Source organism: Shigella sp. FC1967, assembly GCF_001743005.1.
In the GTDB taxonomy this organism is placed as follows: domain Bacteria; phylum Pseudomonadota; class Gammaproteobacteria; order Enterobacterales; family Enterobacteriaceae; genus Proteus.
In genome coordinates this window covers 1-10,659 of sequence record NZ_MIIZ01000144.1, presented here as the reverse complement: position 1 = coordinate 10,659, position 10,659 = coordinate 1, and the positions used below count along the sequence as shown (strand labels likewise).

Here is a 10,659-nt window from a genome sequence, read left to right as displayed (position 1 = left end):
GAATTAGATTTTTTTGTTAGTCTTTTGGGTTATTTTTCTTTTTTACCCGTAACAATAATTGGTGTAATATTGCCAACCGTCAATTTATTTTCTTATTGTTTTAATAAGATGTCTGATTCTAATTTTTATTCTTCATTTGGAATTTACTTTTTTATTTTCTGCTATTGGAAAGATTACGCACATTATTATTTTTTTTAGGGAGAGGGGTTATGCCTAGCTACTCAATTATGATAGTGGATGATCACCCTATCATGAGATATGGATTACGGCTATTGTTAGAAAAAGACAAGGATTTTGTCGTAGTAAGCGAAAGTGGCAATGCTCAAGAGGCAGTAACTGCTGCAAAACAGTTAAATCCAGACTTAATTATGATGGACTTAAATCTACAAGGGCGTTCAGGTATTGATATTATTCGAACACTTCGTCGCTCTGGTTTAACATCTTATGTTCTTGTTTTATCCGTTTCTGATTCACGTAATGATGTTTATGCTGCGTTGGATGCAGGCGCAAACGGTTATCTTTTAAAAGAGTGTGAATTAGACATGCTATTACTGAGCCTACGCAAAGCTGCGGTTGGACATCCCGTTTATAGTGAGCGAGTGTGGCAATATATTCAGCTTAGGCAAAACTATTCTGACCCACTTTCAGCGTTGACTAAAAGAGAGTTAGATGTGCTTCATGAAGTGTCTGCGGGAATGAAAAATAAGCAAATTGCTGAAAATTTATTTATTTCTGAAGAAACAGTGAAAGTTCATATTCGTAATATTTTAAAGAAGTTGCAAGTCACTTCTCGTTTAGCTGCCAGTCTTATTCTTATTAAACATCAGTATTAAACGTATTACCCCGACACTGGGTCGGGGTAAGAAAGAGATATCGCTTTATTATTTCATTTAAGTCTATATCAAGCCATTGATTACTCAATAGGTACTGGATAACTCAATACTTTAAAATGGTTATCGGGTAACTTTTCGATATTTAACTGATACAGTTCGCGATTTATTCCATTCAGCACAATATCAAGTTCACTAAAAGCGGATTGTATTTCTTCATTGGTTGCCCATGAAGGGATCCCTTTCACACCATAATAGAAATAAATTTTACTTTTATCTGAGTCTATTGGTTGAATTTCTTTTATCTGACTAATAAAAAAGATGACCGTAGCAAAAGTCTTGATAAGGTTGCCAAGCTTTACGTCCTTTTTCACTAAGATTAAACACCCATTCTTCTCCATTTTCGGTTTGTTCAATCAATCCAGCTTCAACTAATGCATGCATTCTTTCTAATACCCATGGTGCATCATCTTCATTGCTGTACACAGGCCATTTCCCTTCGCCCAAACACAATAAATAATCACTGTTAAAAAAAGCCTCTAAGGCTATTTTATACTCATCAACTTTTCTACTGTCTTTTTCTTCGTCAGCCCAGCTAAAAGAAGAGAGTAAAAGCAATATAAGACTCAGTGAAATACTTTTCATATTTTCTTTTACCAACGGAAATCTTTATTCGTATTTGTATTACTCTACGCTACACAATTCGTTACACTAACGTGACAGTTTAATATCCGATATATTTTATAATGTAAATAGGATTTTTCACTACAACAAAAGCTGTTATTTTGGAATTGTATAACACTCATTCTCATCAATACTAATATTACGTATTGTCATATAAGGAAAATATCATGTCCACGACAAACCTGACATACACCATGTACGGCATAAAAAATTGCGATACTATCAAAAAAGTCGCGTAAATGGTTAGATGATAATCATATTCCTTACGTGTTTCATGATTACCGCAAAGAGGGTTTGACGGAAGCATTATTACGCACCTTTACAGAAAATTTAGATTGGCAGACACTTGTGAATAAAAGAGGAACAACTTGGCGTCAATTATCTGATGAAGAAAAGAACACTATCACTGATGTTACCTCTGCAATCTCACTAATGTTAGATAAACCAGCCATCATTAAACGCCCTATCCTTGTGTCATCAGACAACCGCTTTATGGTTGGTTTTGGTGTCAATGATTATTCGACCTTTACAGGAGCCTAATTTTTATGTCCTGTCCTGTTATTGAGCTTGCACAACAACTGATTTCGCGTCCATCAATCAGCCCTGATGATCAAGGTTGTCAGCAACTGATTATCAATAGGCTTGCTCCTCTTGGTTTTACTATTGAAAGAATGCCTTTTGGTGAAACTGAAAATCTCTGGGCTTGCCGTGGTGGTGAAGGTGAAACACTGGCTTTTGCTGGCCATACTGATGTTGTACCAACAGGGGATCCTAATTTGTGGGATAACCCACCTTTCGAGCCGTCTATTCGTGATGGACTATTATATGGGCGCGGTGCGGCAGATATGAAAGGCTCGCTTGCCGCCATGATTGTCGCGGCTGAACGTTTTTGTTCACTCTTATCCCGATCACCGTGGACGACTCGCTTTTTTTAATTACATCAGATGAAGAAGCGAAAGCTGCAGATGGCACGGTTAAAGTCGTACAATCTTTAATGTCTCGTGGCGAACGTCTCGATTACTGCCTTGTGGGTGAACCTTCAAGCCAACATCATTTAGGTGATATGGTAAAAAATGGTCGTCGTGGCTCAATAACAGCAAATTTAATTATTCAAGGTGTGCAAGGCCATGTTGCTTATCCTCACCTTGCTGAAAATCCGATTCATCTTGCTTCCCCTTTTATCCAAGAGCTTGTTAATACTGTTTGGGATGAAGGTAATGAATTTTTCCCAGCAACCACAATGCAAATTGCCAATATCCATGCAGGCACAGGCAGCAATAATGTGATCCCCGGTGAACTATTTCTTCAATTTAATTTCCGTTTTAGCACGGCCATTACCGATGAAGAAATCCGCCAACGCACTGAGGCATTATTACAAAAGCACCAACTTCGCTATCAGCTGGAATGGGCTTTATCTGGTCAGCCTTTTATTACTGGGCAAGGCAAACTACTTGAAGCTGTACGTTACTCCGTTAAACATTACACCAATTTAGAGCCAGAACTCTCCACCAGCGGAGGCACTTCTGATGGACGATTCATTGCCCAAATGGGCGCTCAAGTCGTCGAATTAGGCCCCGTTAACGCAACAATTCATAAAGTCAATGAGTGTATTAGTGCAGCAGATTTACAACAGCTTAGCCGAATTTATCAGCGGATCATGGAGCAACTTATTTTATGATGACACCTTTAATGCTCACAGGCCGTTCTACCGACCATTTAGTCACTTTATCTGGTCAGCATCGTTTGCAATTTAATGCCACTAAGGCTTTTTTAGCATTACAACAACAAGCCACAAAAGCAGGCTTTAAATTAATGCCAGCCAGCTCTTTTCGTGATTTTAATCGCCAGTTAGCTATATGGAATGGAAAGTTTGAAGGTACTCGTCCTGTTTTAGATGCACAAAGCCAGCCAATGGATATTCATGCATTATCAGAAGGTGAACGCTGTATCGCTATTTTAAAATGGTCAGCATTACCTGGTGCAAGTCGCCACCATTGGGGTACTGAAATTGATATTTACGATCCTTTTCGTTTGCCTGAAGGTCAATCATTACAATTAGAACCTTGGGAATACGAGGATAGTGGTTATTTTGCAGAGCTTAATGATTGGTTAACGGAAAATATGTCAGCATATGACTTTTATCGCCCTTTTACTCATAAAAAGAGTGATATTGCTTATGAGCCATGGCATATCAGTTATTGGCCTCTTTCTCATGAAGCTTCTCTTGCTTATACACCTGATATTCTGAAATCGGTGTTAGAAGAAGAGCATATTTATGGTAAACAGTGGCTATTAGCGAATCTTGACGAGGTATATGCTCGTTATATTGTTTTGCCTGAATAATCTTATTTTTTATATGGGACTTCGTGTTGATCGTTAACAGGAAGTCGCCACATAAATATCAATAAACACACTAAGATTATCAGTAATAATATTCTGACCCAAAGCATAGACACTAACCACAGTGAAATCGCAAAGGTAATTAAGATCACCAAGATAGCTTTAGGTTTCGCCCCTTTAGGCATAGCGCGATAAGTTTGCCAATATCGTAAATAAGGGCCGAACCAAGAACGATAAAGTAACCAATAATGAAAGCGCTTTGACGAACGAGAAAAGCACCATGCTGCAAGTAGTAAGAAAGGTGTAGTGGGTAAGACAGGTAAAATAACCCCTAGCGTAGCTAATCCAACGCATAACCAACCTGCTATAATCAATAATATCCGTTTCATGCAGTGCTTTTCCAACTCATGCTGTATTGCGTTATTTTATCGAGTTAAATAAAAAAGATCCTCATTCTCAATAACAATTTTAAAACAGAAGGCGTATTTATGCACTGGTTTGCTGATTATTGGTGGGTAATTTTAATTCTTTTAGTGGGAATTATTATTAACGCTATTAAAGAGATGAATAAAGTTGATCCTAAAAAAATTTCTTAAAAATAAGCGAAAACTCCCTCCACATCGTGATTTTAATGATAAATGGGATGATGAAGATGATTGGCCTAAACAAAATCAAAACAAGAAGGATGAGAATAAGTAGCTAACCATTGTTGATAACGCGATGTTAATTGAGCATTTTTTTTCGATCATTAATTGTGCACATTGCGCTCTTAATTGCTTAGTTAAGCTTTTTTTTTCCCGATAAAGAAAACTCAGATACGCACTGTTCAACTGACTTATTGTCAACAAAAAAAGCCACCAATAACGGATAGTGTTGCTCATAACCGACCAAAAAGTTAGCAACACTCTCATAAACAGTAAGGGCTGGACGATGAGCAAATGCAAAACCCGCCATCATTAACCAGCTGTCTTGCGGTGTAGCAAGATGATTTGATATTAAATTATCCGCTAAATAGCATTTTGTTTGCTGTTTTATCTGCGGATATTGTAAAGAAAAGGCACTTAAAGCAGATTGTAATAACGTCTCACCTTGTTCTGTTAGCGGATAAATCGCCATTGCAGTGTAACATCCACTGCTTGCCTCTTTATGTACGCCTAACCGTACTATTTGAAAGCCACATTGCTTCCAAAACTGCGCTAATACGTCAGTGTAACCAAAACTCACCGAAAGATAATCAATAGCCTGTTTTTGGCTCTCTTTTACAATATTAGCAATTAACGTCGCGGCAATTTTTTGGCGCCGATATTGAGGTAAAACAGCAATACGGCTAATACGCAATGAATTCAAACACATGGCATCAGGAGTTAAACCATAAGTGACTAATGATTGAGCAACCAAATTACCTCTCGGCCTACGAACCCCTAGCCAGACATCGTGAGCAAGTTCGAAAGGTGCTCCCCCTTCTTCAATACACCACACCGCACCCACGATTTTTTTATTCATTGACGCTGACCAATAACGCTGTTTTTGACCATCAAGCAAACGTCGTAAATCAAGTGGCGTTGTTCGATAATGTGCACTCGTCAGCAATTGATAAAAATTATGAAGTTGTGAAATATTATTATGCCAATTTCCTTGAAGTTGCTGGATATCGACTTCACCTTGTTGCTGATAATCAAAATCATACTCAGGCTCATCAAGTAATAACAATTGATTAAGCCAATTTTCTAATGGACAATCTTTAGCCCAACGAATGGGGGCTTGTAATTGATAAGTACGCAAATTAGGGATACTGTCTCCTAATTTCAGCATAAAACCTCGTCCTGTTCCTTCGTAGCCTTGTACTGTGGTTGTCATTAATACATTAGGAAAATAACGGCACAATGCCTCTAGTTGTGCAATGGGCAGAGAAGCCGCCTCATCAATAATCAGCCAATCGCTTTGAATATTGTTATTTACACATAGCGCTAATAAATTATCAGGAGAGTAAAATAAAATCGCTTTATTGGTATGTGAAGATAAAACATCTATACTCTTTTTCGCTGGCGCACAGACCAGTACATTTCCTGGATATTGTTCGATAAACATTCCCGCTAGTGCTGACTTTCCTCTACCTCTTGGGGCAATAACACTCCAAACACAGGATGTTGATAAGAGCAAATTATCTAAAATTACTTGCTGTTCTGCGGTTGGTTTACCTTGTGGAAGTGCCCAAGAGCCAGCCGTTTCAATGATGACGGGTAATTGTAATAATGCTGATTGCTGCCAGACGATCACTTGGTCATCACCTAAAGTGATATTTTTTAGCCACGCCATAAAATTTGGTGTTGAAAGTACACCTTGAGCATCATTCCAGCGCTGACTATCGTTATCAATATAATTGCCCCAACTTTCAATATCTGGCAGACATAGGATCAATATACTACCTGCTTTTAATGTGCCCGTTAACATGGCTAAAGCATCCGTGTTAAATCCTAGATTGGCATCAAAAACGGCATGAAGAAACTCACGACCTAATAGGCGAATTGCTTGTTCTGGCAAAATAGCATGGGGTTGATTTGAAGATATCGTGATCCAATCACCTTGGCATAACTGAGTAATTTGTTGGATCTGCTTCATTTGCCACGTAGGGTCGCCTGTTAATAGCAGTAACTGACGTTGCCCTAATTGCGCTAATTTTTGCTGATATTGATGTAAATAGGAAAATGGCACAGCTAGGATTTACCGATTAACAATGACAGAATACCCGCTGCAATTAATGGTCCAACAGGTACACCTCGGAAAAGTGCGACACCAATAACGGTACCGACTAATAAACCAGCAACCGTGGAAGGTTGATTATTCATTAAAGAAACGCCCCGAGCGCCTAACCAAGACACCGCGACACCTATTGCAATTGCTAGCAGTGATTTCCAATTTAAAAATGAATTGAGAACTTCCTGTCCTGAAATACGCCCCGTTGCAATGGGTGTCATTACCCCAATGGTCAAAATTAAGATCCCGATAGTCATGCCATATTTTTCAACAACAGGAAAATATTGATTGAGCGGTGTAATTTTTATCACTAGCAAAGCAAGCATTGCTAACGTTACAGTCATATTATGACTAATAATGCCAAGCCCTGCGAGCACCAGCAAAATTAATAGAGAGGGATCAACGTTACTCATGTTTGTTCCTAAGCCTTTCTCTTTATCGCGTTAATTATTTTTTATTCAACGACGAATGGTATTAGTTCAAAGACGAAGAAGCAAATGTATCGCAAGATTTGATACTGCCACTATTATAGCCTCTCATAAACCACGTTTTACGCTGCTCTGCTGTGCCGTGTGTAAAACTGTCAGGCACGACATAACCTTGCTGTTGTTTCTGTAATTTATCATCACCGATGGCTTGCGCCGTTTTAATCGCCGTTAATAAATCGCTTTCGTCAATACGGCCTTCACCTGCAATAAAATGTCCCCACATTCCCGCAAAACAGTCTGCTTGCAACTCTAATTTTACGGATAAACGATTTGCCTCTGCTTTTGAACGCGCCCTTTGTTGTTGTTCGCGCATTTGATTAGTGATGCCTAATAAATGCTGAACATGGTGCCCGACTTCATGTGAAATTACATAGCCTTGAGCAAATTCACCACCGCCACCCAGTTTATGTTTCATTTCATTATAAAAAGAGAGATCGAGATAAATCTTTCTATCCGCGGGGCAATAAAAAGGTCCCATTATTTTTGTCCCTGTGCCGCATTGCGTTGTGGTGCTATTGGTATATAAAACGAGTTTCGGATAACGATATTGTTTGCCTGCTTGTGCAAAAAGAGTTTGCCAAAAATCTTCTGTACTGGCTAAAACAACGCTACTAAAGTCTGCGGCCTCATTATAAAGAGCGCTTTGTTGTTCGTTAGGTTGTGGCACTTGGTTGGTTTCACCTGTTAAAGAGTTAAAATCAAACCCCATAAAACTCGCTAACACTAAAACAATAATAATCACAAACCCATATTTAGTACGGAGTAAAAGTGCAATTAATCCTAAAGGGAGATTACTACCGCCTGATGCGGAGGAAGATTGCCCTCTTCTATCTTCAACATTGTCACTTCTTCGGCGATCATTCCAACGCATAACTTATCCCCACAGTTTAAATAGACGATTTTAGCTTTATTATGAACAAATTTATCACTTGATTTGAGATAATAACAAAAAAATTGCAATCTCTATTCCCTATTTTTTAAGAGCAAGATAATAGGGACTATCAGAGTAAAATAGCCTCCATTGTCACAAGAAATAAATATATATCATAAGAAATTAAAACTGTTTTTTTTAACGAGTTCATAATAGAATTCTTGTTCCTACCCTTGTATCCTTTATTTACTCATAAATAGATAATTTAATGACTCGAACTCAACGTTTACTCACTTTATTGCAGATTTTAAAAGAAAATCGCTACCCGATAACGGCAGATGTACTTGCAGATAAATTACAAATTAGTGTCAGATCTATTTATCGTGATATTGACTCTTTACGTCATCAAGGTGCTGAAATCACGGGTGAAGCAGGTATCGGTTATCAACTAAAGTCAGGATTACTCCTGCCACCATTAACCTTTGATATTAATGAGCTTGAGGCGCTTATTTTGGGTTTACGTTGGGTAGAAAGTCATACAGATAAAGAATTAAGCCACTCCGCATTACGGGCAATTAATAAAATCAATGCCGTGGTGACCACACAACATCAAACATTGCTTGAACAAAATACCTTATTCGTTCCCACTAACCAAATTATTGAAGTTGATCATACCATCGCTAAAGATATGCGTTTTAGTTTACGTGAAGAAAAGAAAGCCAGAATAGATTATAAAGATGCTCAAAAAAAATTAAGCTCTCGGATTATTTGGCCTATTGCTGTGGGTTACTTTCAAGATTCTCAAGTTATTGCCGCATGGTGTGAATTACGTCAAAGCTATCGCCATTTTAGACTCGATAGAATTATCTCTTATGATGTATTAAGTGATAATTTGCCTTACCCGAAAAGCTATTTATTCTCACGCTGGAAAAAAAGAGCTCTTGAAAGAGACTCCTGACAAAAATTGACACACAGTTTGCGTAATATTTTCCTCAGTTGTTCTTGGTTTAGCTGTTTCAGTTTAAACAACATCCTATTAATCAACATAGTAAGGAAACATTATGAGCGAACTTATTCTTTATACTAATACAATGTCTCGCGGCAACACAGTTGAGCTTTTCTTAAAAATATTAGATGTGCCTTATCAGCGTGTTGAATTAGAATATGGCGAGCCAATGCGCACTCCTGAATATCTTGCTATTAATCCGATGGCAAAAGTTCCAGCATTAGTTGATGGCGAAATTATCGTTACAGAGACAGCTGCAATTTGTGCTTATTTAGCTGATAAATATATTGAAAAAGGATTTGCCCCTGCCCTCCATTCTCCTGAGCGTGCGACTTACTATCGCTGGTTCTTTTTTACTGCGGGTCCTATTGAATCCGCATTTACGGTAAAAGAACTGGGTATTACACTTAATGAAGAACAGCAGAAATCATCTGGTTTTGGCTCTTTTGAACGTACTTTTCATTGTTTAGAAGCAGGCTTAGCCAGCGCAAAACCTTATCTTTGTGGTAAAAATCTGACTGCTGTTGATGTTTATGTTGGCTATTTCCTTATATTTTTATGCAAATATGCACTTATCCAACCTACGCCACTGATTAATCAATATATTGATAGCCTCGCGCTTAATAATGAAATTAAACAATTATTAGAAAGCTTAGGATTGCGATAAATTTTTTATGATTAAACGCCACTCAATCAAGCTATCCGTATCGCGCTACTGAGTTATATTCGTTTAACACATCCCATTTAAAACGGACTATTTAAGACAAAAGGTCAGCTTTTAAGCTGACCTTTTCTAATTACATCTTGTTTAACTTGACGTAATCGTTTGCGTATTTAGTCTAAAGAAACACCGATTCGACGTGCAACTTCTTCGTATGCTTCAATTAATCCGCCTAAGCTTTGACGGAAACGGTCTTTATCCATTTTATCTAAGGTATTTTTATCCCATAAACGGCTTCCATCAGGAGAGAATTCATCACCTAATACAACTTTGCCATGAAATAGACCAAACTCTAGTTTAAAATCAACTAAAATAAGTCCTGCTTTATCAAAGAGTTCGCTAAGGACATCGTTTGCTTTATAACTCAAACGCTTCATTTCTGCGAGGTTTTCTTTAGACACCCAACCAAAGGTTTCACAGTAAGATTCATTCACCATCGGATCATGGCGAGCATCATCTTTTAAGAATAAATCAAAGATTGGTGGATTTAAAAGTGTACCTTCTTCGATACCTAAACGTTTGACTAATGATCCTGCTGCACGATTACGAATAACACATTCAACAGGTACCATATCGAGTTTTTTTTACTAGCACTTCATTATCAGAAAGCAAACGTTCCATCTGCGTTGGGATACCCGCTTCTTCCAGTTTATTCATAATAAAATGGTTAAATTTGTTATTTACCATTCCTTTACGATCAAACTGTTCAATACGTTGGCCATCTAACGCTGATGTATCATTTCTGAATTCAAGGATAAGAAAATCAGAAGATTCAGTGGTATAGACCGTTTTGGCTTTTCCACGATACAACTCAGCTTTTTTTCTGCATCTGACACACTCCAAAGATGTGATAGGTTTAACAAGAAATTTGCTTCCCATACTCTACTCTAGATTTAGATAAAAAAAGCTTTTTAAAAACGTGAGTACTATCACTAAAAAATCTTATCCACAACACAACTGTTCAC

At 37.8% G+C, this 10,659-nt stretch carries 10 protein-coding genes and 4 pseudogenes; 7 read left to right on the top strand and 7 right to left on the bottom strand.

Annotation, left to right across the window (positions count from 1 at the left end; all coding sequences use genetic code 11):
• Window positions 1-209: 209 nt before the first annotated feature.
• Window positions 210-833 (top strand): response regulator, encoded by a 624-nt coding sequence (locus tag BHE89_RS01380; RefSeq protein WP_069368881.1) that lies wholly within the window; start codon window positions 210-212, stop codon window positions 831-833.
• 80 nt (window positions 834-913) lie between these two features.
• On the opposite strand, the gene BHE89_RS24655 is transcribed toward BHE89_RS01380, so the two are convergent.
• Both BHE89_RS24655 and BHE89_RS24650 read right to left on the bottom strand, forming a co-directional pair.
• Window positions 914-1,078 carry a hypothetical protein gene (locus BHE89_RS24655; protein ID WP_286145814.1) on the bottom strand — a complete coding sequence of 55 codons (165 nt, stop codon included), beginning with the start codon at window positions 1,076-1,078 and terminating at the stop codon, window positions 914-916.
• 61 nt (window positions 1,079-1,139) lie between these two features.
• Window positions 1,140-1,490 (bottom strand): hypothetical protein, encoded by a 351-nt coding sequence (locus tag BHE89_RS24650; protein WP_286145813.1) that lies wholly within the window; start codon window positions 1,488-1,490, stop codon window positions 1,140-1,142.
• A 191-nt stretch (window positions 1,491-1,681) separates the two neighbouring features.
• Between BHE89_RS24650 and BHE89_RS01370 the strand changes: the two are divergent.
• The 3 genes and pseudogenes from BHE89_RS01370 (at window position 1,682) to BHE89_RS01360 (ending at window position 3,857) form a co-directional block, all read left to right on the top strand.
• Window positions 1,682-2,054: pseudogene (locus BHE89_RS01370) on the top strand (ArsC family reductase).
• 5 nt (window positions 2,055-2,059) lie between these two features.
• Window positions 2,060-3,192 (top strand): annotated as a pseudogene (dapE, locus tag BHE89_RS01365) (succinyl-diaminopimelate desuccinylase).
• Window positions 3,189-3,857, top strand: coding sequence for a M15 family metallopeptidase (locus tag BHE89_RS01360; protein ID WP_069368877.1), 669 nt, complete (start codon window positions 3,189-3,191; stop codon window positions 3,855-3,857). The pseudogene dapE and the gene BHE89_RS01360 overlap by 4 nt, the downstream one beginning before the upstream one ends.
• 2 nt (window positions 3,858-3,859) lie before the next feature.
• Here the strand turns inward: BHE89_RS01360 and BHE89_RS01355 are convergent, their stop codons facing one another.
• A complete protein-coding gene (locus BHE89_RS01355; protein ID WP_069368876.1) occupies window positions 3,860-4,243 on the bottom strand; it encodes a DUF454 family protein in 384 nt (127 codons plus the stop codon).
• Between the two features lie 99 nt (window positions 4,244-4,342).
• Here BHE89_RS01355 and BHE89_RS01350 point away from each other — a divergent pair.
• Window positions 4,343-4,553 (top strand): annotated as a pseudogene (locus BHE89_RS01350) (YpfN family protein).
• Between the two features lie 78 nt (window positions 4,554-4,631).
• On the opposite strand, the gene BHE89_RS01345 reads toward BHE89_RS01350, so the two are convergent.
• The 3 genes from BHE89_RS01345 to ypfJ all read right to left on the bottom strand — a co-directional run bounded on the left by BHE89_RS01345 (window position 4,632) and on the right by ypfJ (window position 7,967).
• Window positions 4,632-6,566: a tRNA(Met) cytidine acetyltransferase TmcA gene (locus BHE89_RS01345; RefSeq protein WP_286145812.1), complete on the bottom strand. Its 1,935-nt coding sequence runs from the start codon at window positions 6,564-6,566 to the stop codon at window positions 4,632-4,634.
• A 2-nt stretch (window positions 6,567-6,568) separates the two neighbouring features.
• The gene (locus BHE89_RS01340; protein ID WP_036936105.1) at window positions 6,569-7,021 is read right to left on the bottom strand and encodes a DUF441 domain-containing protein; all 453 of its coding nucleotides are present in this window, start codon (window positions 7,019-7,021) and stop codon (window positions 6,569-6,571) included.
• Window positions 7,022-7,082: 61 nt separating this feature from the next.
• Complete coding sequence (gene ypfJ, locus BHE89_RS01335; protein WP_069368873.1) at window positions 7,083-7,967, bottom strand: KPN_02809 family neutral zinc metallopeptidase; 885 nt, start codon at window positions 7,965-7,967, stop codon at window positions 7,083-7,085.
• A 268-nt stretch (window positions 7,968-8,235) separates the two neighbouring features.
• On the opposite strand from ypfJ, the gene BHE89_RS01330 reads away from it, so the two are divergent.
• Both BHE89_RS01330 and BHE89_RS01325 read left to right on the top strand, forming a co-directional pair.
• Window positions 8,236-8,925 (top strand): helix-turn-helix transcriptional regulator, encoded by a 690-nt coding sequence (locus tag BHE89_RS01330; RefSeq protein WP_128860273.1) that lies wholly within the window; start codon window positions 8,236-8,238, stop codon window positions 8,923-8,925.
• 103 nt (window positions 8,926-9,028) lie between these two features.
• Entirely contained in the window at window positions 9,029-9,640 is a 612-nt protein-coding gene (locus BHE89_RS01325) for a glutathione S-transferase family protein (protein ID WP_069368871.1), read from the top strand.
• Between the two features lie 167 nt (window positions 9,641-9,807).
• Here BHE89_RS01325 and purC read toward each other — a convergent pair.
• A pseudogene (gene purC, locus BHE89_RS01320) lies at window positions 9,808-10,573 on the bottom strand (phosphoribosylaminoimidazolesuccinocarboxamide synthase).
• Window positions 10,574-10,659: the final 86 nt, after the last annotated feature.

What these genes read in the sequence shown, in the direction of transcription:
- BHE89_RS01360 (WP_069368877.1), top strand. Translation starts at nt 3,189, where the DNA reads ATGATGACACCTTTAATGCTCACAGGCCGTTCTACCGACCATTTAGTC.
- BHE89_RS01340 (WP_036936105.1), bottom strand. Translation starts at nt 7,021, where the DNA reads ATGAGTAACGTTGATCCCTCTCTATTAATTTTGCTGGTGCTCGCAGGG.
- BHE89_RS01325 (WP_069368871.1), top strand. Translation starts at nt 9,029, where the DNA reads ATGAGCGAACTTATTCTTTATACTAATACAATGTCTCGCGGCAACACA.
- BHE89_RS01380 (WP_069368881.1), top strand. Translation starts at nt 210, where the DNA reads ATGCCTAGCTACTCAATTATGATAGTGGATGATCACCCTATCATGAGA.
- BHE89_RS01330 (WP_128860273.1), top strand. Translation starts at nt 8,236, where the DNA reads ATGACTCGAACTCAACGTTTACTCACTTTATTGCAGATTTTAAAAGAA.
- BHE89_RS01355 (WP_069368876.1), bottom strand. Translation starts at nt 4,243, where the DNA reads ATGAAACGGATATTATTGATTATAGCAGGTTGGTTATGCGTTGGATTA.
- ypfJ (WP_069368873.1), bottom strand. Translation starts at nt 7,967, where the DNA reads ATGCGTTGGAATGATCGCCGAAGAAGTGACAATGTTGAAGATAGAAGA.